Here is a 22,359-nt window from a genome sequence, read left to right as displayed (position 1 = left end):
TCTCGATTTCTATGACAAAACCAAATCATTTTTATAGATGGTTTGGTTTTTTATTACAGCGAATATCCTATGGATGATTTTGTTTCTTACCGCATTTAAAACGCTCATCTTGTTCTTTCCCTCCTGAACTTTTCGTTTATAATATGTCCCCAGATCATTATTTAGCCTTATCGAACTCATTGCCGCAAGGTGGAGCAGGCTTTTCATCCCTTTATCTGCAAATACCGACACCCTGGGCCTATATCTTATTGAGGTTCCCGATTGATGGTCAAATGGCACCACTCCACAGTAACATGCCATTTTGCGTGGGTCGCTGATCGATGTAAAGCCCTCGGTCTTTGCAATCATCATCCATGAGACCACCTTTCCAACTCCTGGAACAGACCGTATAAGTTCCGCTTTGCACTTGAGTTCGCTATCCAGCATAATGTTCATTTCAATATCGGATTCAATCTTCTTTATCTGCACATCGATCGATTCAATGAGCTTTTTATTCAGTTTTAGCAGTTCTTTGTCCAACGCGATTGACTTCATCATCTTATAATCATGTTGCTGTCTGACAAAACTGCTTTTCATTGCTACCCTAGTTGCCCGCTCGGTTAGCAGAACTTTAAGCCTTCTTATCGATAACGATAACTGGCTCCATTGTTTAGTTCCTTGCTGGTTCTTTTCGATGTAGCTACAGATCCGAAGCGAATCAATCTTATCGTTCTTTCCTCGTGAGAGACCAAGGCTCTTCTTCAAGTGCAATGGTGAGAGCACATAAACGAATAGTTCTAGCTCGGCTAGAACCTCAAACAGGTTCCAGTTGTAGCGCCCGGTATTCTCCATAGCAACTACGGTTCCTACTGTTGTGTGCTTTTTAAAGAACAATCTAATGGGTTTTAGCTGGTTCTGAATGTTGAAATACTCAACCTTTCCATCAGTCTTTAAACAGATATCTAATGTTTTGCTGCTGATGTCGATTCCAATAAAAATCTTTTTCATAAATTTGTTTTAAGAATTGAAATGAGAATTCATCAGTTCGGCTCAAGTCCTTAATAATGGGTCATTAGCCCTAATTTCTATTTGAGTTCCTGATGAAAGGGAGGCAGAAGTCTAAATCGAGACATGAGTCCAAACTCTGACGAAAGGATAGTTTACTTCTGCTTCCTTCTCATTCTAAAAATAATCAAAACAAATCTAAAGGACGTAGGAGAGATCTCTTGAACTCTGGCATAATCAAGAGATCTCTCCTACGTCGAGATGACGAAAGCTTTAAACTCCTGTGATTGGTAATCTATTTCGTAGCATCATTAATATCCAAATCGTTGCAGAATTTCTTAATATAAATCTATTTCTGAGCTAATATTCCAACCCTAATTTCGTCATCAAAAATCAACCTACTAACTCAGATGATGAAAAATTTACTATGTACAGCTCTCCTGCTTCTATTCTGTTGCTTTGCCCAAAATAAACTCCTGGCACAAACAACACAAACTTCAATATCAGGAACCGTTACTGATACTCAAAAAAAACCTGTTCCGGGCGTATCTGTCAGGGTTCGTAATGAATCTACAGGATTTAACACCTCCACCACTACCAACAGCAATGGTGTGTATACCTTTAAAGAACTTCCCCTTGGGAAACCCTACACTATTACTGCAACTTATGTAGGTTTTGGCGACCAAAAAATAACCGGCTACTCATTAAATCAGGGTGATGCCCTGAAAATCAATATCACCATGCAGGATGCAGTAGAAAACCTGGCAGTAGTAGAGATTGTAGGATCAGGACTTAAAAACAAAACTGAAAACCTCGGTGCTGCAACCACCATTACGGCCAGAGACATTGAGAAACTTCCTGTTAACGGCAGGAATTTCACCAATCTTATGGACTTGTCTCCTTTAAGCCGCGGTGGCACAATATCTGGCCAGCTGGGCTCTTCTACTAATTACACTATTGATGGTATGACGGCTAAGAATCCAACTTCAGCAGGTTCTACCACCAGCCGAAGCGGTGCACCTTATTCTTTATCTATGGAAGCTGTCCGGGAATTTCAGGTAGTCACCAACCAATATGACGTAACCTTTGGCAGAAGTGGCGGTGGGACCATTAGTGCAGTAACCAAATCGGGTACGAATACTTTTAGTGGAGGAGCATTTACTTATGGCCGGGCAGACTGGCTGGCAAGTCCTTATGCAATCAATGGCAACAAACGCCAATCTGATTTCTCTACCTATCAATATGGATTTTCATTAGGCGGTCCGATCATTAAAGATAAACTGCATTTCTTTGCTGCATGGGACCATCAGCGTGATGCAAGGCCTTTGATGATTGCCAATCTGGAAACCGACGCCGATATTACTCGACTGAGGATTACTCCTGCCACACTAAAAGAGTTTGTGGATATCGCCCAGGATAAATATGGGGTAAAGGGACGCCAGACTGGAGAATTTGATAAGCTACGCGGTTCAGATGCAGGTTTTGCAAGAATCGACTGGCAAATCAATGAGAAAAACCTGTTGACAATCAGAGACAACTACACCAATGACCGCAACAAGCAGGGCCTGGAAGACAATAGCCCGATCAATTTGTACGAATCTTATGGAAATGACCAAAACGTAGATAACAGCTTACTGGCTACTTTACGTTCATCCATCAATTCCAAACTAACCAATGAGCTAAAGGTACAGCATTTGTACACCTACCAATTAAGCAGTCCAGGTGATCAGTTGCCTGCCGCAAACATTCCAAGAGCCGTTGTAGAAAACGTAATTTCAAGTATTAATGGAGCCAATGCAGCAACAAATATTCAGATAGGTGGTCACCGTTTTGCACAGGAAGGTTTTACTAATAATGTATTACAGATTGTAAATAACCTGTATTACAACACAGACAAGATTAAATATACTTTTGGCGCAGACCTAATGTATACCCGTGCACATTCTGTTTACGGAAGTGAGCTGAACGGCAGGTTTTGGTTTAGAAATACCGCAGATCTGGCCAATCCGGCAAACAATAGAACTGCCTTGCAGAATTTCAATGACCTTAAACCATACAGATACACAAGGGAAGTGCCTTTAGTGGCCGACCCAAGTGTAACTCAGGGAATCTTCAATACCGCTCTTTATGGACAAATGCAAACGAAGCTTGCAACGGGCCTGGAGATGACGGCAGGTATTCGTGCCGATTACAGTTTCTACCCTGCTGCGCCTCTGAATCAGTTGGTTCTGGATGAGCTTGGTTTACGCACAGACAACTCGCTGTCGACTTTCCAGATTCAGCCAAGACTGCAGTTCACATGGGATGTGAATGAGGAGCACAGGGATTTCATCAGGCTTGGTGCTGGTATCTTTGGATCGGACATCAATAATTACATGACGATCAACAACAGGGTATTTGACGGAACGCGCATTGCCTCAGTTGATGTGAGAGCACCGAATGTGCCAATACCAAATTTCATAGATTACCGCAATAACCCTCAGAATGCGCCCGGACTGGAATTGTTTGACATCCCGGGTGTTAACAAACTTCTCACGATCAACACTAACGCAAGTGATGCCCGCGTGCCAGTAGTTTATAAAGCAAATGCTTCTTACTCACATTTTATTAATGAGAAATTTAAAGTCACTATAACAGGTTTTGCCACATTAGGACGCAACAATTACGTATACGTAGATCGCAATATGGCAGTAAATCCATTCTTTAGATTGGAAAATGAAGGCGGCCGAGGTGTGTACGTTCCGGCAGCAAGTATTACCAACGCTGCACCAGACTGGCAACAGGGGCGTATTAGTCAGAAGATCGGTAGGGTATTGGAAATGAACAGCAAGGGGCGTGTAAACCAGTTCGCAGCAGTTCTGGATGCTACTTATCAATACTTTAAAGACGGAACAATCACCTTTAGCTATACATTAAACGATACCAAAGACAATACTTCTTATAATGGAAACGTAGCGAATACCGCGACACTAGCCTTACCTGTAAAAGATAATCCAAGAGACCTGAGTAAGATGAGTTATTCAGACAACCACTTCAGACATAAAATTGTATTCTATGGCACACTACCTACCTTCTATGGGGTAAGTGTAGGTATTCGTTATTCAGGTATCGGTGGCACACGCTATTCTCTATTGTCGGGCGGTAATACTAATGGCGACTTTGTTTCGGGAACAAATGATCTTGCTTTTATTTTCGACAGGAACAACACTGCTGTACCAGCCAACATTCAAACTGGTTTAAAGGCCATCATGGATAATCCTAATGCAAGTCAGAGCCTTAAAGACTACATCAACAGGTACAGCGGTCAGATCGCTGAGCGGAACGGCGGTATCAACGGGTTCTATGGCATTTTTGATCTTAGAATCAGCAAGAAATTTAAAGTTTATAAAACCCACAGCATTGAAATTTCAGGAGATCTTTTCAACGTAGCCAATCTCTTGAATAAGAAATGGGGTGTGAACGAATCAATGGGAAACCAGGCACTATATTCAGTTAATTCGTTCAACAACACAACCAACCAGTTTGTTTATAACGTAAACAATTCTGGTATTGCCAATCCATCAGGCAATCCTTATCAGGGGCAGATCGGTATCCGCTACGGTTTCTAAGCTTTCGATCTCAAAAACAAGAAGGGTGTGTTTCACAATCTGAAACACACCCTTCTTGTTTTGCATTAAATAGGTCATAACAAAAAAAAGAGTGGCCCTATCCGGGGTCACTCGTTTTTTAACTAACTTATTATTCATAAAAAAACTGGCTGTTGGGGAAGGAGTCGAACCTTCAAGGGGTAGTTAGCTACAGTTCAAAAATTAATTTGTGGTCAACCCATAAACTGCGTTTATCCATTTATCCCCACCACCGAGACAAGAAGGCGTGTCTGCCAATTTCACCACCCAACATTATATAAAGTACTAATTCTTAAGTAGTAGGTTTAGGTTGATTTAACTACTTAATAGCTGTAGGGGAAGGAGTCGAACCTTCAAGGAGTGGTTAGCCCTTACGGGTTTTCCAAATTCTCCACCACCGAGACAAGGAGGTGCGTCTGCCAATTTCACCACCCTACAGAGTATAAACAAGTTTTAAAGAACTATTTTTTGTTACTTGCTTGATACAAATGTAACAACAACCTATATACGTTGCAAATATTTTAAACATTTTATTTTATTTTTACGATATTTCTAATTAACTTAGAATATTGTTACCAAATATCAAAACGATGCTTAAAAAAGAAACCCAAAATTTAGAAATTGATAACCTGGATATTGATATCTTGAAGCAGCTGATGCATGATGCAACTAAGCCTTACACTGAAATTGCTAAAGATCTGATTGTTTCTGGTGGAACAATACATGTCCGCATGAAAAAACTTCAGGAAATGGGTATCATCAAAGGGTCACATCTCATTATTGATCCGCAAAAGGCTGGTTACGACATCTGTGCCTTCCTTGGTATCTATCTTGAAAAGGGAATTCAATATAAAGATGCTGTAGAGCAACTAAGCAAAATTAAAGAAGTTGTAGAACTCCATTACACTACCGGTGCCTATAGTATGTTTGCCAAGATCATTTGTCGCGATACGAGCCACCTTAGACATGTATTAAACGAAGAAATCCAGGCTGTATCTGGCATACAACGTACAGAAACATTAATCTCTCTTGAAGAAAGTATCAAAAGACAGATTGAGCTGTAGTTAACAAAATGAGATTACCAATGACGTTTTTTTAAATCGTCCGTCATCTCCACGATAGGAGAGATGACGGACTGCAATGCTCTTTTTACTATTTAAACATGTTTTTCAATGCTTCAAGCTTCAATTGTAAATCCCCATCTGGTAGCGGTTTATCTTTCTTCCCTCCAACACCATTAGTTTGAGGTTTTGACGGCTTTCTATGTTGATCCGGTTTACCTGCACTTACCGGTTTTTTAAAGCTATTTGGTTTTTGATCTGCCTTTTTAACCTGAGGCTTTGGAGCAGCGGTGGCTGTTTTCATAGAAAGCGAAATACGCTTTCTTGCCACATCCACTTCAACTACCGTAACTTCTACTTTTTGATGAACTTTAACAACATCATTGGCATTGGTTACAAATTTATTGGAAAGCTGACTCGTATGCACTAATCCATCCTGATGAACTCCTATATCTACAAAGGCTCCGAAATTGGTAATATTGGTAACAATGCCAGGCAATTTCATACCGATCTTTAAATCAGCTATTGCATTTATGCCATCAGTAAAGCTAAATATTTCGAACTGCTCACGAGGATCTCTTCCTGGTTTTGCAAGCTCACTCATAATATCATTTAAGGTTGGCAAACCAATTTCTTCACTTACATATTGCTGAAGTTTGATCTGTTTTCTTAATTCAGCATCCTTCATTAACTGAGCTACGCTGCAGTTCAGGTCTCTTGCCATTTTATTAACCAGGGCATAGCGCTCTGGGTGAACAGCGCTAGTATCAAGCACATGCTCAGCATTTCTAATTCTCAAAAATCCAGCGGCCTGCTCAAAAGCCTTGTCTCCTAAACGAGGTACCTTTTTAAGGCTTTCTCTATTTTTAAAAGCACCATGCTCATTACGATAACTTACTATGTTTTGTGCAAGCTGCGGACCAAGCCCTGATACGTACGCCAGAACCTGTTTGGATGCCGTGTTTAACTCTACGCCTACAGCGTTCACACAACTCATTACAGTGTCATCTAAAGAAGCCTGCAGCTTATTCTGATCTACGTCATGCTGGTACTGCCCTACACCTATAGACTTAGGATCTATTTTAACAAGCTCTGCCAACGGATCCATTAAACGACGTCCAATTGAGACTGCCCCACGAACGGTGATGTCCTGAGTTGGAAATTCTTCTCTGGCAACCTCAGAGGCTGAATAGATAGATGCACCATTTTCATTAACCATCACCACAATTACGTCGGCTATAGCCAACCCACGGATAAACACCTCGGTCTCTCTGCCTGCAGTTCCATTTCCAATAGCGATAGCCTCAACATTGTGCTTAGCACATAATTTTTTGATGGTTTCGGCAGCTTCAAGAACACCTCTTTGACCGTTATGCGGATAGATAGCAGTATTTTCAAGTAATTTACCTTGCATATCCAAACAAACAACCTTGCATCCGGTACGGAATCCAGGATCTATTGCCAAAACATTCTTTTGTCCCATTGGAGCAGCCAGCAGCAATTGCCTTGCATTCTCTGCAAATACACGGATCGCTTCTTCATCGGCCTTTTCTTTTGAAATACCGCGAACCTCTGTTTCCATTGCTGGGCCCAGCAAACGCTTATAGCTATCTTGTATGGCTAATTTAACCTGTGCTGAACTGCCATTGTTGCTTTTCACAAACTGCTTCTCCAGAATTTGAATTGCTCCCTCTTCCTCAGGCATGGTTTCAAGCTTTAGAATATCCTCATTTTCTCCTCTGCGCATTGCAAGGATTCTATGAGAAGGGGCTGTTTTAAGTGGCTCGTTCCAGTCAAAATAGTCTTTGTATTTAATCCCCTCTTCTTCTTTTCCCTTTACCAGGGTCGATTTAAAAATCGCATTGTTTTGAAAATATTTTCTCATTGATGTTCTTGCATCAATGTTTTCATTTATAATTTCTGCAATGATATCTCTAGCCCCGGCAAGCGCTTCATCTGTTGATGATACGCCAAGCTCATCATTAAGAAACTTACCGGCTTCAAGTTCCGGATCTTGTTTGCTTTGCTCAAGTATGGCAATAGCAAGAGGCTCCAAACCTTTTTTACGGGCTTCTGATGCTCTGGTTTTACGCTTTGGTTTATACGGAAGGTAGATATCTTCAATGGTGGCAATATTTGTTGCCGCGTTTATTTTTGCTTCAAGCTCTGGTGTAAGTTTTTCAAGTGCAGCAAGTGCTTTTAAAATTGCTTCTCTACGCTTATCGAGCTCACGAAGCTGCTGAAACCTGTCGCGGATGGCGGCAACCTGTACCTCATCCAAACTCCCTGTCATCTCCTTGCGGTAACGGGAAATAAAGGGAACAGTTGCTCCTTCATCCAATAATTCAATAGTAGCGATAACCTGCTTTTCCGCCACTGCGAGTTCAGCAGCGATTATTGTAGAGTGATTACTCATTTTGATCTCTATTTGATGTTGTAAAGTACAGTGGGGTCAAAAATAAAAAAAATCCCGCAGAGGGTTTAACCAGCGGGATTATATTTCTTTTAAATAATTAGTCTTATTTTGCTACGTACATAACTTCTTTTACAGCTTTAACTACCTTTTCTGCATTAGGTAAGCTAGCCGCAATAAGAGTTGGTGCATAAGGCAACGGTACATCTGCACAAGTGATACGCAATACCGGAGCATCAAGATAATCGAAAGCATTTTTTTGGATATTAAATGCAATTTCAGAAGAGATAGAAGCCAATGGCCAAGCCTCTTCAACAATTACCAAACGATTGGTTTTCTTAACAGATTCAATGATAGTTGCATAATCAATAGGACGTACAGTACGTAAATCAATTACTTCAACACTAACGCCTTCTTTAGTTAATTCTTCTACAGCTGGGTTTACAACACGGGTAAGCATCTTGCCAAAAGTTACGATGGTTACATCAGTACCTTCTTTTACAACGTTAGCCTTACCTAGAGGAATATAAAATTCGCCTTCAGGAACTTCGCCTTTATCGCCGTACATAACCTCAGATTCCATGAAGATAACCGGATCAGGATCAATAATAGATTGTTTAAGCAAGCCTTTAGCTTCGTAAGGAGTAGATGGAACTACAACTTTTAAACCCGGACAGTTTGCATACCAGTTCTCAAAGTTTTGAGAGTGCTGAGCACCTAACTGACCTGCATTTCCAGTTGGTCCGCGAAATACAATAGGCACAGAAAACTGTCCGCCACTCATAGATAGCATTTTTGCTGCACCATTAATGATCTGATCTATAGCAACCAGAGAGAAGTTAAAAGTCATGAATTCTATGATTGGAACCAATCCGTTCATTGCTGCGCCAATAMCTATACCGGTAAAGCCCAACTCAGCTATAGGCGTGTCTATAATGCGTTTGTCTCCAAATTCATCCAACATTCCCTGACTAACTTTATATGCACCATTATATTGTGCAACTTCTTCGCCCATCAAAAAAATGTTCTCATTTTTGCGCATTTCTTCGCTTAAGGCCTCACGTAAAGCTTCTCTAAATTGAATCTCTCTCATTGTATATTCAAATGTTAATTGCGGCAAACTTAGATAAAATTGTTTTTATATGCAATTTATTCGCACCACTGCCCGCCTTTGAAAAGAAAGTTTTACACTTGAAATATATCCATAATGGTTTAATTCCTTAACTATCTCTGACAAATGTCTTTATAAGGGCAATACGAGCAGTTTTCTTTATTCTCAGTTTGCAGAAACGGAATGTTTTCATCAAACAGTTCATTCAGCTTTTCATTTAATTTATCAGCAAACATAGATTTAAACGCTTCAAGGCTCTGATCCTGCAATACCAATCCCCCTTTTTGCTTTTCTTTAAATAAAGTACCCTCTTTAAAATCTCTAACGGTATAAAGATGAGGCTCTACATATTGCCTACCTTTAACCTGCTCATACACATACGTGTAGAATAATGTTTGTATAAGAGCTTTGTTATGATCTTTTGCCTGATCCTCGAAAAGAGAAGGAAAATCTTTGTACTTAAGCTGATCTTTGCCTGTTTTATAATCAACGATCCTGATCTTTCCATCTTTTACATCAACGCGGTCAATGATACCGTACAGCCAGATATTACGATTCTTTCCTTCTGTATCAATTGGATAAAGCATCACATAATCGCTTTTATTTTCAAGTTCCTCTATTTTAAAAGGCGTAAGCTTTTCATCATTTCTTAAAATTTTAAGCGCATACTGCTCTAATACCTGTAACACAATTTGTTGCAAAGCCGGAGTTTGCGTTCCCGCTTTGGCCGCATTAAGCTTAAGTTCTTTAGCCAGGGCAAATTCACAAATATCTGACAGCTTCTTTTCCCTTTCCTTAATAAAATCGGCGGTTATCTCAGCTCCTACACTAGGCTCATAAAAAACTTCCATTACCGTATGTAGTGCACTTCCAATTAAATTGGCTTCTATTCTATCCGGTAAATCTTTAGGCTCCTTTAACCCGGCAATATTTTTATAGAAAAACCTTAGAGAGCAGGTATTATAATCTGTAAACGCAGTAGCAGATATTTTCTTGTCGTATTTGGGGGTAGAATTTCTTTTGAAATATTTCTCCAGTCCTTTTAATACATCTCCCTTTTTTTCTACAACAATTTTCAGGTTTCTGGGATTCTCAATTGATTGGTTCTGCTGCACCCTATGCGAAAACGTACAATTGGTTTCGAACTCCAGCTGTTTTACAAATCGGCTTTCCTCTCCTGTACTTTTCTCGTCTGTAACACCATTATAAACCAGTGTAATTTTTTTGGCAACATGCAGTAACMTATAAAACAGGTAAGCCGAAATTGCATTCTGATGTTCAAGTATAGGCAAACCAAAAGCACRTCTAATATTATCAGGAATAAATGAGGGGTTATTATTGATTTTAGGAAGGATACCTTCATTTACACCTAAAACGATAAGTTCATCAAAGTCCAGGTTCCTGCTTTCCAAAAGTCCCATTACCTGCAAACCGGCCAAAGGTTCTCCTTCAAAGGGCACGGTTAATCCTTGAAGTGCTTTTCTGATAAGCTTAAAAACAAACCTCGGATTCAAATCCTTTACTCCCTCTGCTTTTAGCTCTTCAAAACTATCTGTAAGTGCATTAAGTGCTTTTACTGCTTCGGTACACAATAAGCTGTCCATTCTTTGCAGCTTGCTTTCTTCTGAAACGTATAATAATACACTTGCAAGATGCCTTATCGTTGTAAAGGAATCGACAAAAGTGTTGAAGGTGATGGTTGCGATCTTGCCCATCCGCAAGAGTTCTGCTCTATCAAAAGATGCCTTTTTCTCATCAACAACTTTATTATGCAACTCATTGCGTAGATCCGGGTCAATAGGAATCAACGGATTAAAAAGGAAAGATAAAACATGCTTATAGTTAACCTCTGCATCAGACAACAGGGCTTCCTGGATACTGAGCCAAAGATCACATAAGCCATATAAGGCCGATTGCTCAAAAGGATAGCCCATAGTAACATTCACACTATCGTCGTCAATAGTTTGCAAAGCCGGGATTAGCAACTTTTCATCGGCAAGAATAATTGCTTTTCCACCTGCACTTTTAGCCCCATTTTCTGATAAAAGCTCCGAAAGTAACTTGCCCTGAGCAACATTACCCAGTGCCTGCACAACAACAAATTCCTTTGCCGCATCGTTCAGTCTTGCCAGCGCTACTTTAAACTGGTTAACCAGTCCAACAGTATGTATATTTCTTCTGATAAAATGTCCGGCTTCCTGCAATGGATTTGAAAAATAATGCGCGTCTACATCAAAATAGAAAGAACACCATCCTTTTTCCTGCCACTGCTTAAAAAACTGCTCTTCCGCTTTTGACAAAGCGTTGAAACCAACAAATACAGTATGTTTAAATGCTTTTAAAAATTCGGGATCTGAGTTCTTACCTTCTGCAAGGTTACGGTACATCCTGGCATTGGTAACCAGATTTTCCTTAGCTAATCTTGAGTGAAAATTAACATAAAGCAAGGGCATTCTTTGCCATAGCTCTATAAACCTTTCTTGCATTTGGTTCTGCTTTTTTGCAGAAAAAGAGCCCCAGAATGTTCGCATAAACTGTAATTGCTCCTCATCAAAGTTTGGGAATTGCAGTTGCAGTTCGGCTATATCTTCAATTAACCCAAATATCTCTTTAGCATTGGCCAGATAATAATCTACCTGACTAAAATCGCCAAGAATAATTTCTGCCAGCGGATAAAACTCATCCGGCGAAACATCTTCTTTGCCCTCTCCTTTTAATAGTTCATTATAACAGGTATATAAAACAAAGAATTGTTTAAGCTGACCTGCAGGAACAAGTACCGTGCCTCGTGAAAGAAATTCCTGAATAGTATACATCTGTGGGCTCCAAATTGGCTTACCGCTCACTTCTGCAAGGTATTTCTTTAAGTATAGCTGAGGTCTTTTATTGTTAAAAACAATGGCTACATCCTGTAGTTCATTACCAAAACGTTCTAAAAGATCGGCGGCAACTCTGTTCAAAAACTTTCCTTCGTTCACACTTTCCATTACGATACTTTTAATAATTTTCCTGTTTCGGCATACCAGATGTAAGCGTCTATTTGTTTAAACTCATCCATTTTCAACAGGTTTTCCCTGTAATGATTGATATCGTCTATGTATTTATTATGAGGGGCACCAAATTTAAAATCGAGCAACACAGCCTTATCCTCCATTACAAAAAGCTTATCCGGACGTTTCACTTCTCCCCCCTCCAAAATCATATCTCTTTCACTAATTATGCTTTTAGAATTCTTAAACCACTCTGCTATTTCCTGTTGATTGATCACATCTATAACTGCTTGCTTTACTTCATCACGCTCACTGCGCCTGATCAGACCTTCCTGCATTTTCACCGAGATCAATTTATCAAGATCTTTTAAATCTGTAATGGTTTCCAGAATACCATGTAACACTACTCCTTTTCGTTGGCGGGCATTAAACCAACCATCATCATTATTCTTTTGGTAATTAAACTTAGAAGTCAGGCGCTCATTCACATAATAATTAGAAACCTTTATGGCGCTTTCATTAATTTCAGATGCTTTTTTAACTGCAGGCCGTAATTCTCCAAAAGACATCAGGTTTTCTTCAAGTACAAAACCTGATTCCTCTTCATTTTTAAAAAGGTTCAGTAATATATTCTGAAGCTCATTTTTAACCGTACTTTCCTTTTTCTTCTCTACAGTTGTTGTTTTAGGGCATACCAGATATAAATATTCTCTTGCCCTGGTGGTTGCTACATATAATGTATTTAGGGCATCCATATAGTTTAGCAGCATTTCTTCAAAGTACTCACGTGCAAACGCTGTAGACGCAAGTTTACTGCTATAATCCACTGGTAAAGTACTAAAGTTTTCAAACCCTGCCTGTCCGGCATTTACCCATAGTATTTTCTTAATAAATCCACTTGGGATATTTAATTTCCAGTTTAAAAATGGAATAATTACCGCCTTAAACTCTAATCCTTTCGATTTATGAATGGTCATGATTTGCACCGCATCCTGATCATCAGCGTTAGGCAAAGCTTTATTTAAGCCTTCTTCATCCCACCATTCCAGGAACCTACCCAGACCCTGATCACCTCCTCCGGCAAAAACACCTATCTGATCTCTAAGCGCCATAATAAAAGGAATATGATTTTCATTCCGGCCCGTCCCCAATCCAAAAAACTGCACCATTCTTTCCATTAAGCTGGTCATAGGCAACTGCCTGAAATTCTCAAAACCGTTGCAGAAGTCCTCAGGAAAATAAGAGGTAAGATTTTGAATAGGCTGACTAGCAATATCCATCCAATCCTGAGCAGTTAGCGCTACTTTCTCATCCATCCCTTCCGGGTTGTTAATCTGGCTATACAACCTTGCGCATGTAGCCCGATAAATAGCCTGTTCATCCTCTCTTGCCACCAACATTCTAAATATATTGATCAGCAACTGGACGGCAAGGTTAGACGATATCTTTAAAGCATCTCCGGAAATAACCTGAAACGTTTTGCCCGCAGCGGCCGATAAATCGTCTTGTCTATCCAATAAGGCTGAAATCATTATTTCTGCCTCTCTATTAGTCTTTACCAACACACAAATATCTTTCATAAAAAACCCATGAACCGATAGCAGTTCAATGATTTTGTTAACGGAATGAATAGCCGCAACGGGACTTTCATCCTCTGACTCTGAATCATCTTCCTTGTTCAGAAATTGCATCTCGATTTTACCCCCCGTTAGCGTTTGAGGAGTAACGTTTTGAAAGCTTCCTTCATAAGCGCTATCAATAATTTGGTTATACTCCTGATTCCAATAACTTAAAAGATCTTCTCTCTGCGTCTCTGCCAGGATTCCATTGAGTTGTCTTTGCAAAATAGATGGCAAATGGCTGTACAGAAAATTGTTAAATGCAATCACATTAGCTGTACTTCTCCTGTTAAACTCCAGGTTTTCCTCTACAACATTATGCGCCTGCACATCATGTCTTACATTACTATGCAAAATGCGCCAGTCGCCACTACGCCATCTATATATTGACTGCTTTACATCACCTACAATGAGGTGCTCGGTAGTATTCCCTTCAAATTCTGATAGCGCATTTCTAATAAGTGGCAAAAAATTAAGCCACTGCATGGTGCTGGTATCCTGGAATTCATCGAATAAAAAATGCTTATACCTATTTCCCGTTTTTTCCCAGATAAAAGAAGGATTTTCCGCATCCGCTCCAGTTATGCCAACCAATAACTGTTGGGCATCACTGATAAGGAGTGCTTTATTTTCGGCCCTATAATTTTTTAATTGCTGTGCCATTTCCTGCATCAACCGTAAGTAAGAACTGTTTTTATGAATGGCCAGCCATGTTGAGTATTGTTCGGCACCTTCCTGATAAAAGTCGACCATTTTCTTTAACCCTGGATTAAGGTCATCATACAACTGCCTTACTCCTGATGTATCCTTTAATGAGGTATGCGGCCACTGCTCAAAATCATCAACCATATTGGCCAGGGCAGGAAAAATACTATAATCTTCATTCAATATCTTATCCAGCTTTAACAAAGGATTAAGAGATTTACGTGCCAGTTCTTCGGGCAAAACACCAGAAAGATCAAATATGTATTTCAGGTCCGTAGCTTGGTCAAACAGGGTTTTATTAAATGCTTTTATGCCAGAGGTTACAGTTTGTTTTAAAGTATTAAATTCTGCCGATCTATCTTCTCCCATAAGCAACATCGCTTCCTGAAAAGGATAGTATCGTTCTTTAAAAATCTCATTGGCCAGATCCTTTAACGCACGCTGATAATTCCAGTCCTTACCATCGCTTATCCTGTCTATGGCAAGCGCCGTTACCCATTCCAGCAATTCAGGATCAGCTTCCATCTGTAAGTTCAGTGCTTTAACCAGCTCCTCCTTTACTTTGTCATGATTCATTTCCAGCTTATATCCACTATCCAGATTTAGTTCAAAAGCAAAGCTTCGAATTACCTTTTGCACAAAGCCATCAATTGTGCTTACAGAGAACCTACCAAAATCATGAAGTATGTTGCTGTAAATTATCTGTGCTTTTGCTTTAATATCCTCATCAGAAAGCTCAGGATAACTAGCCTTTAAGAGCGGCTTAAAATCTGAGGGATCGCCTTTTGCTATCGCTTGTAAGGCCCCCAATATCCGCTCCTTCATTTCGGCTGTTGCCTTATTTGTAAAGGTAACTGCAAGAATTTCCCTGTATTTACCCGGGCCGCTAAATAAAAGTGTAAGGTAATGCAGGGTTAGGCTAAAAGTCTTACCCGATCCGGCAGATGCTCTAAGCAATTTTAAAGGTTGTTGAGGCATTACGTAAAGCTATAACTTATTTAGAAAAATATGGCTACAAATAAAATCTACTATTTAACTAGAGAATATTAAACTGGTATTACAATTGATGTTAGCTATTCTATTAATTTTGCAATTAAATTACTGAACAATGAAAAGGATAGCCTTAATACTACTTATTGCCATAGCAACTGTAGGCGCAAGCTCTGCACAAGAGAAAAAAGAAGCGGTACATATTTATAATCCACAGGCCAATGCCCGTGCAGATATTGATGGCGCTGTAGCTAAAGCTAAAAAAGAAGGAAAACATGTGTTTTTGCAAATTGGTGGTAACTGGTGCAGCTGGTGTATTGCTTTTCATAAAATGGTTGACAATACGCCTGAATTAAAACAATTCATTAACGACAACTACGAAGTTGTTTTGGTAAACTACAGTCCTGAAAACAAAAACGAGGCTGTGCTTGCCAGCCTTAATTACCCGCAACGTTTCGGATTTCCTGTTTTTGTAATACTTGATGGTAACGGAAAATTATTGCATACCCAAAACTCTGCTTACCTGGAAACGGATGAGAAAGATGCAAATGGCAAAAAGAAAACGGGACATAGCGTAAAAGCTGTTACCGACTTCTTGAAAAACTGGACGCCAAAAGCAGTTGATCCGGAAACTTACAAACAACAAAAAGCAAAGTAATTTAACAATTACTCTTTGTCTCCATACTTAAAAAAAGCATTCACAGTAACGGGCAGTCTCCCTGTAGGAATCAGTTGATTCTTAATTACAGATGCGGCCGCCTTTTGCATGAAATCCTCTTTTTGATAGGCTACTATAAGCCCTTTGCTGTTCTCAAGACCAGGCAATGCCGATAGGTTATACGGATTGGCAAACAAAGCAAAAATTGCATTACTTAACGACATATCCTTAATAAACATCTTCAAGTCGTTACTTAAAATCATCCCGTTTCCAGGCCTGATACGAGTATCATGAATGCCAACAATTACCTGATCAAAAACATTAATGTATCTCAAAACCTTTGCAATAGCTGTAGCATTGGCGTTCCTATCCAGTGTATAGAATACAGAATTTTTATAGTAAGCCCCTAGATCACGTTGAAAATCTGTAACTCCAGGTGTACCTAAACTGATGATTACCGTTCTTCTATCCTTAGACAATTGACTAATATTTGCCTTGCCCCTTAACAGCGTCATAGAAGCATCAGCCAGCTTTTGCAAAAGCACTTTACTTTCCGGTCTGTTTACATCAGCAACCACATTTCTTTCATTAATAGAATCGCGGGCATTTAAGCCCGCCCAGTATTTAGCCGTAAGGATCTTTTTAACACTTTCGTTAATTCTATCCATGCTAATCCGGTCTTGTCTAACCGCTTTACGAACTAGTTTTATTGCTCTATCGCTATTTTCTGAAAGCTCCAGAATATCGTTACCTGCAATTACACCCATTACATCAGCTTCTCCGTCCTTAAAATATTTAACCACCCCTTTCATGCCCATAGCGTCAGAAATAATCAGTCCCTTAAAACCCAATTCCTGTTTTAAAATACCAGTAACAATGGGTTTTGATAATGTTGAAGGCATATTCGGTGTGTTGTCTAGTGCCGGAATATTCATGTGTGCAATCATAACACCTGCAGCACCCTGACGAATTAATTCTCTAAATGGATAAATCTCCAAACTATCCAAACGTGCTTTAGAAAACTTAAGCTGAGGAAGGTCGTAATGAGAATCTACATCGGTATCTCCATGTCCGGGAAAATGTTTAATACTAACCAATAGACCCCCATCCTGCATTCCCCTCATATATTCGCCAGCCTTTGTAGCTACGTTGTATTTATTTTCTCCGAAAGAACGATAGTTTATAACCGGATTTTTAGGGTTATTATTTACATCAACATCAGGTGCAAGATTCATGTGCATACCAATGCGTTTATAATCTTTAGCCACTTCCAGGCCCATTTTATATAACAGCTCTTTATCCTGAATTGCTCCTAAGGCCATTTGGTAAGGATAAGAGATAGTGCTATCTAAACGCATCCCCAGACCCCACTCTCCATCAGAAGTAATCAATAAGGGTACCCTTGATAATGACTGATATTGATTTGTTAAAATAGCTTGTCGGCCAGGTCCTCCCTGAAAAAACACCAAGCCACCAACATCTTCCTTTTTAATTACGTTGGCAATAGAGTCTTCATAAGCCTTCCCCAAATTGGTGTGTGCTCTCACAAAGAACATTTGGGCAATTTTCTCGCGTCTATTCAATTTATTGAATACAGAATCAACCCAGTGATTCTTCTCTGTTAAAGTTTGTAAATAAGATTTTTTTTGAGCCTTTGTTGACGATACTGAGATAGATAAAAGGAGGGTAGCAATAAGCAGATGTTTAACGTTCATTACGGCAATGGATTGTTTAAATTTCAAAGTTATAAAAAAAGCACCCTATTCAGGATGCTTTTTAAGGTTAAATAGGAATATTATCCTCACACACAATTAGGGATTAATTTCGTTCCTGCTCTCGTTGGTTATCTTTTTGAAGTATGAAGAAGAAAGAAATATCTCTTTCATAACTTTTTAAAGTTACATGCAATTTTTGATATTTTTGCAAAGACCTCAATTTCTTTTACTTACACTTTAAAAACCGGCCAACTTAAAAAGTGTAACCTAATGATAATGCAAATCCTTTATTCTTAATCTTATCCTGGTTTACATCATCCTTAAGAGCCTTTTGGAAGTCCATCATATATCGTGCGTTAACATTGATATTTGGTGTGATACTATATCCCAAACCAACAGCACCACCGGCCAGCGACTTACTAAAATTCTCTGTATCGGTCGATTCTCCCTCAATACCATTATTGAGTGCACCTGTCGATTTTTGTGAAAGAAGGAATGATACCTGAGGGCCTGCAAATACAGTTAGTTCCGGAGTAGCCTTATACCCTATTAATACAGGAACATCTATATAAGATACCTTGGTATCAAAATCCACCCCGTTTTCACTTAATTTAGCACCTTTTTGTATAAACATCGCTTCTGGCAAGAAGGCAAACCCTCCGCCCATAGGTAAATCGGCATAAATACCTGCCTGAAATCCGACCCTTGAGTCTGTTGAATAATCTTGGCCACCCCACTGGATTTTGCCCATATTCATCAAGTTGGCACCGGCTCTAATACCGAAGCTCATTTTGTCGTTAGCAGCCGACTGTGAAGTCTGTGCATTTGCCTTAAAAGCTAAACTGCTTACTGTTAATCCTAGTCCTATAATGAATAATTTTTTCATAATTTTCTGTTTAAAATTCACAGAGTGTATTGTAATAACCATGCCAAAGACCCCAAAACCAATCATCTAAAGGGAGGCAAACAAATAAACAAACAGCTCATTTACTGCTGTTTACAAACAAAACCAAACACTCATCAGAACCTAATGAACCCGTGCGTTGTGAGTGTCTCGGAATTGATACACTCTAATGGGATTAGCATAAACAAAAGAGCCCGACCATTAATAGTCGGGCTCTTCCGTAAAAATTGAGTATCTAATTATCCAACCGAAACAATTAGAATTTCAATCCTAATCCTACAGAGAACACCTGGTTCTTGTATTCAGGAGTTTCTTTTGATCCATTCTCGTTGTTCTTTTGGAAATCCAATGCATAACGGCCATGAATGTCTACCTTATCAGTTACATCATATCTGAATCCAATTACACCTCCAACCAGACTTTTCTTAAATCTATCCGATTTATCTTCAATAATTGTTTCTTCAGCAGTTCCAAATCCATTTTCAAATTTGTTTTTAGTTGAAGTAAGGAAAGATACCTGAGGACCAACCACTAAATTCAATCCTGAACCACCAACGTTAATACTTGCTAAAATAGGAATATCAATAAAATGAGTTGTTTGCGTAAATTCACCAAAAGGAGTCTCTGCTTTATACCCTTTTGTAGAATACAGTAACTCCGGAGTAAATGCCAATCCTTTAATCAGATTAATATCCAAAGTAATACCGGCATTGAAACCAGGATTAACTTTTGTTTTAAAATCATTATTACCGTCACCTTTAATAATGTTCGGTAAGTTTAAGCCTCCCTTAATACCCAATCTGATTGGGCTCTGTGCATTTGCTGCACCGGCTACGAATAGGCCAATGGCCAAAACAATTAATTTTTTCATTTTGTGTAGTTTTTCATGTTCATCAGAAAGAAATGTGCCAATTTTAAAAACAACGCCACTATATCCTCTTTAAACACTGTCTACCACCCATTTAAAACTTGTTACAACATCAATTTTTGCCTCTAAATATTATCTTCCAATTCGTTGGCTTCCTATTAAATTGTATCTAATTTGATACAAACAATTAAACATACACCTCTTCAAAACTATAGATCAGAAAAACAAAATAATTTCACACGACTTGCTTTTACTTTCGATAATGATTTCTTATACTTACGTTTTATTACACATTATTCCAAATATAAAGTATGAGCAAGTATATTCTATCCTTAGATCAGGGAACTACAAGTTCGAGGGCAATTGTTTTTGATAAAGAAGGAAGCATTATTTCAATTGCACAGAGAGAGTTTAAGCAAATATATCCTCAACCAGGATGGGTAGAGCATAATGCTACAGAAATTTGGTCTAGCCAGGTTGCTGTAGCAACTGAAGCGATCATAAAAGCCAGTATAACGCCTAACGACATCGCTGCCATAGGCATCACTAATCAGCGAGAAACAACGGTATTATGGGATAGAAAAACCGGAGAACCACTACACAACGCTATTGTATGGCAAGACAGACGCACGTCTGCCTACTGTGATGAGTTAAAAGCGCAAGGCCTGGCCAAAAGCGTACAGGAAAAAACAGGGCTTATTATAGATGCCTATTTCTCGGCCACAAAAATCAGATGGATACTGGAAAATGTTCCCGGAGCAAGAGAAAAAGCTGAAGCCGGAGATATCGCCTTTGGAACCATAGATTCATGGCTGATATGGAAACTAACTGATGGCAGGGTGCATGTTACTGATGTGACCAACGCATCAAGGACAATGATTTATAACATCCACACCCTTGACTGGGATCAGGAATTGCTTGATCTTTTTAATATACCACGCAACATCCTTCCCGAAGTAAAATCATCAAGCGAAGTCTATGGAGAAACCACAGGCAATGTACTTGCAGCCAAAATACCTATTGCAGGGATAGCTGGCGACCAACAAGCCGCTCTTTTTGGTCAAATGTGCACAGAAGTAGGTATGGTTAAAAACACTTATGGAACCGGATGCTTTATGTTGATGAATATTGGAGATAAACCTATAGTATCGCAAAACAACCTCGTAACTACCATTGCCTGGAAAATAAACGGAAAAGTACAATACGCATTAGAAGGAAGCATATTTATAGGGGGAGCAGTTGTACAGTGGCTAAGAGATGGGCTAGGCTTAATTGCCACATCAGCCGATGTAGAAGAACTGGCTTTAAGGGAAGCAGACACAGGTGGTGTATACCTTGTTCCTGCCTTCGCAGGTCTTGGGGCTCCACATTGGAATCAGGATGCCAGAGGTACCATTACCGGAATTACCAGAGGCACGAATGCATCTCACCTTGCCAGAGCAGCCATTGAAAGTATCGCTTTCCAAACAATGGAGGTGTTAAAGGCTATGGAAGCAGATTCAGGACTTAGAATTAAAGAGCTAAGAGTAGATGGGGGTGCAACTGCCAACGACATACTTATGCAATTTCAGGCTGACGTGCTTGAAACAACAGTAATCAGACCCCAGGTAACAGAGGTTACCGCCTTGGGAGCGGCATATCTGGCTGGCTTGGCTGTTGGCTACTGGAACAACATGGACGACATTAGCGGTCAGTGGAAAATAGATAAGAGCTTTAAAGCCGGAGAAGCGAAAAATATAGAAGAGCGTATTAAAGGATGGAATAGGGCTGTAAAGGCAGCAAAAGCGTACGCTGAAAATTAACCAAACTAGTAACATATTTAAATCTTATCAGCATGTCTGCATTTTCAGCCGAAATCCTCGGCACTATGTTTATGATTTTATTGGGCAACGGTGTTGTTGCCAATGTGGTTCTAACCGGAACTAAAGGAAACAATGGTGGCTGGATGGTAATTACCACAGCCTGGGCACTTGCCGTATTTGTAGGCGTAGTTATTGCCGGCCCATACAGCGGAGCTCACCTTAATCCAGCTGTAACAATTGGTTTGGCTATTGCAGGAAAATTTAACTGGGCAGATGCCCCGACCTATATTGCGGCTCAATTTATAGGCGCGATGCTGGGATCCTTTCTGGTCTGGCTTTTATTTAAAGATTTTTACAGAGGAACCGCAGACAAAGGAGCAAAACAGGCTACTTTTTGTACAGCACCAGCTATACCAAATACCATTTCAAATTTGATTAGTGAAATAATAGGCACTTTTGTGCTGATTTTTGTGATATTTCACTTTACAGATGCGTCATTAGGTGCAGATAAATCTCCAATTGGTTTAGGTTCCGTTGGTGCCTTGCCAGTAACCTTCCTGGTTTGGGTTATCGGATTATCTCTTGGTGGTACAACAGGATATGCCATTAATCCGGCGAGAGACCTTGGCCCTCGAATTATGCACGCCGTGCTTCCGGTTGCAGGTAAAGGTGGAAATAACTGGAATTATGCATGGATACCAGTAATCGGGCCTATTATAGGTTGTTCATTAGCCGCTTTGTTATATTTATGTATAAAAGTTTAGTTTTGCGACCGTAGGAGCACTATTTAAATTGAGGTTAAAATATTACATTAGAGTAAATTTTCTCGTGTTGACAAATTACAGATTTTTATACCTTTGTAATTGGGATAAGTCTATTCGTTAGACATACTAAACAAATATAAATTAACGCT

The 22,359-nt window shown here is 39.5% G+C and carries 13 protein-coding genes and 2 tRNA genes; 5 read left to right on the top strand and 10 right to left on the bottom strand.

Going from position 1 to position 22,359, the window contains the following annotated elements:
* Positions 1–9 precede the first annotated feature (9 nt).
* Positions 10–987 (bottom strand): IS110 family RNA-guided transposase, encoded by a 978-nt coding sequence (locus AC1DDK_RS11325; protein WP_337716559.1) that lies wholly within the window; start codon positions 985–987, stop codon positions 10–12.
* Positions 988–1,394: 407 nt separating this feature from the next.
* Here AC1DDK_RS11325 and AC1DDK_RS11320 point away from each other — a divergent pair, with 407 nt between their 5' ends.
* Entirely contained in the window at positions 1,395–4,592 is a 3,198-nt protein-coding gene (locus tag AC1DDK_RS11320; RefSeq protein ID WP_337717036.1) for a TonB-dependent receptor, read from the top strand.
* A gap of 146 nt (positions 4,593–4,738) precedes the next feature.
* On the opposite strand, the gene AC1DDK_RS11315 is transcribed toward AC1DDK_RS11320, so the two are convergent.
* Both AC1DDK_RS11315 and AC1DDK_RS11310 read right to left on the bottom strand, forming a co-directional pair.
* Positions 4,739–4,883: transfer RNA gene (locus AC1DDK_RS11315), tRNA-Asp, on the bottom strand.
* A gap of 57 nt (positions 4,884–4,940) precedes the next feature.
* A tRNA-Asp gene (locus tag AC1DDK_RS11310) sits at positions 4,941–5,048 on the bottom strand.
* A 152-nt stretch (positions 5,049–5,200) separates the two neighbouring features.
* Here AC1DDK_RS11310 and AC1DDK_RS11305 point away from each other — a divergent pair.
* Positions 5,201–5,674 (top strand): Lrp/AsnC ligand binding domain-containing protein, encoded by a 474-nt coding sequence (locus AC1DDK_RS11305; RefSeq protein WP_048908245.1) that lies wholly within the window; start codon positions 5,201–5,203, stop codon positions 5,672–5,674.
* Positions 5,675–5,762: 88 nt separating this feature from the next.
* Here the strand turns inward: AC1DDK_RS11305 and AC1DDK_RS11300 are convergent, their stop codons facing one another.
* The 4 genes from AC1DDK_RS11300 to AC1DDK_RS11285 all read right to left on the bottom strand — a co-directional run bounded on the left by AC1DDK_RS11300 (position 5,763) and on the right by AC1DDK_RS11285 (position 15,487).
* Positions 5,763–8,087, bottom strand: coding sequence for a Tex family protein (locus AC1DDK_RS11300; protein WP_172662232.1), 2,325 nt, complete (start codon positions 8,085–8,087; stop codon positions 5,763–5,765).
* Between the two features lie 103 nt (positions 8,088–8,190).
* On the bottom strand, positions 8,191–9,177 hold the full coding sequence (locus AC1DDK_RS11295; RefSeq protein WP_477633906.1) for a pyruvate dehydrogenase complex E1 component subunit beta: 987 nt from the start codon (positions 9,175–9,177) through the stop codon (positions 8,191–8,193).
* A 131-nt stretch (positions 9,178–9,308) separates the two neighbouring features.
* Complete coding sequence (locus tag AC1DDK_RS11290; RefSeq protein WP_477633905.1) at positions 9,309–12,182, bottom strand: PD-(D/E)XK nuclease family protein; 2,874 nt, start codon at positions 12,180–12,182, stop codon at positions 9,309–9,311.
* Positions 12,182–15,487, bottom strand: a complete 3,306-nt coding sequence (locus tag AC1DDK_RS11285; protein WP_172662234.1) for a UvrD-helicase domain-containing protein — start codon at positions 15,485–15,487, stop codon at positions 12,182–12,184. Before AC1DDK_RS11285 ends, AC1DDK_RS11290 begins: the two co-directional genes overlap by 1 nt.
* A gap of 130 nt (positions 15,488–15,617) precedes the next feature.
* Here AC1DDK_RS11285 and AC1DDK_RS11280 point away from each other — a divergent pair, with 130 nt between their 5' ends.
* Positions 15,618–16,157 (top strand): thioredoxin family protein, encoded by a 540-nt coding sequence (locus tag AC1DDK_RS11280; RefSeq protein ID WP_172662235.1) that lies wholly within the window; start codon positions 15,618–15,620, stop codon positions 16,155–16,157.
* Between the two features lie 8 nt (positions 16,158–16,165).
* On the opposite strand, the gene AC1DDK_RS11275 is transcribed toward AC1DDK_RS11280, so the two are convergent.
* From AC1DDK_RS11275 to AC1DDK_RS11265, 3 genes are all read right to left on the bottom strand, one after another.
* The gene (locus tag AC1DDK_RS11275) at positions 16,166–17,872 is read right to left on the bottom strand and encodes a glycoside hydrolase family 3 protein (protein ID WP_288884306.1); all 1,707 of its coding nucleotides are present in this window, start codon (positions 17,870–17,872) and stop codon (positions 16,166–16,168) included.
* A 253-nt stretch (positions 17,873–18,125) separates the two neighbouring features.
* Entirely contained in the window at positions 18,126–18,758 is a 633-nt protein-coding gene (locus tag AC1DDK_RS11270) for a porin family protein (RefSeq protein ID WP_172662237.1), read from the bottom strand.
* A 274-nt stretch (positions 18,759–19,032) separates the two neighbouring features.
* Positions 19,033–19,647 (bottom strand): porin family protein, encoded by a 615-nt coding sequence (locus AC1DDK_RS11265; RefSeq protein ID WP_172662238.1) that lies wholly within the window; start codon positions 19,645–19,647, stop codon positions 19,033–19,035.
* A gap of 308 nt (positions 19,648–19,955) precedes the next feature.
* Between AC1DDK_RS11265 and glpK the strand changes: the two genes are divergently transcribed.
* A complete protein-coding gene (gene glpK, locus AC1DDK_RS11260; RefSeq protein ID WP_172662239.1) occupies positions 19,956–21,446 on the top strand; it encodes a glycerol kinase GlpK in 1,491 nt (496 codons plus the stop codon).
* 32 nt (positions 21,447–21,478) lie between these two features.
* Positions 21,479–22,210, top strand: a complete 732-nt coding sequence (locus AC1DDK_RS11255) for an MIP/aquaporin family protein (RefSeq protein ID WP_172662240.1) — start codon at positions 21,479–21,481, stop codon at positions 22,208–22,210.
* The last annotated feature ends 149 nt before the right edge of the window (positions 22,211–22,359 follow it).

Source organism: Pedobacter sp. 05T44, assembly GCF_056395985.1.
This window is presented reverse-complemented; position numbering and strand designations above follow the sequence as displayed.

What these genes read in the sequence shown, in the direction of transcription:
- AC1DDK_RS11325 (WP_337716559.1), bottom strand. Translation starts at nt 987, where the DNA reads ATGAAAAAGATTTTTATTGGAATCGACATCAGCAGCAAAACATTAGAT.
- AC1DDK_RS11320 (WP_337717036.1), top strand. Translation starts at nt 1,395, where the DNA reads ATGATGAAAAATTTACTATGTACAGCTCTCCTGCTTCTATTCTGTTGC.
- AC1DDK_RS11305 (WP_048908245.1), top strand. Translation starts at nt 5,201, where the DNA reads ATGCTTAAAAAAGAAACCCAAAATTTAGAAATTGATAACCTGGATATT.
- AC1DDK_RS11300 (WP_172662232.1), bottom strand. Translation starts at nt 8,087, where the DNA reads ATGAGTAATCACTCTACAATAATCGCTGCTGAACTCGCAGTGGCGGAA.
- AC1DDK_RS11285 (WP_172662234.1), bottom strand. Translation starts at nt 15,487, where the DNA reads ATGCCTCAACAACCTTTAAAATTGCTTAGAGCATCTGCCGGATCGGGT.
- AC1DDK_RS11280 (WP_172662235.1), top strand. Translation starts at nt 15,618, where the DNA reads ATGAAAAGGATAGCCTTAATACTACTTATTGCCATAGCAACTGTAGGC.
- AC1DDK_RS11275 (WP_288884306.1), bottom strand. Translation starts at nt 17,872, where the DNA reads ATGAACGTTAAACATCTGCTTATTGCTACCCTCCTTTTATCTATCTCA.
- AC1DDK_RS11270 (WP_172662237.1), bottom strand. Translation starts at nt 18,758, where the DNA reads ATGAAAAAATTATTCATTATAGGACTAGGATTAACAGTAAGCAGTTTA.
- AC1DDK_RS11265 (WP_172662238.1), bottom strand. Translation starts at nt 19,647, where the DNA reads ATGAAAAAATTAATTGTTTTGGCCATTGGCCTATTCGTAGCCGGTGCA.
- glpK (WP_172662239.1), top strand. Translation starts at nt 19,956, where the DNA reads ATGAGCAAGTATATTCTATCCTTAGATCAGGGAACTACAAGTTCGAGG.
- AC1DDK_RS11255 (WP_172662240.1), top strand. Translation starts at nt 21,479, where the DNA reads ATGTCTGCATTTTCAGCCGAAATCCTCGGCACTATGTTTATGATTTTA.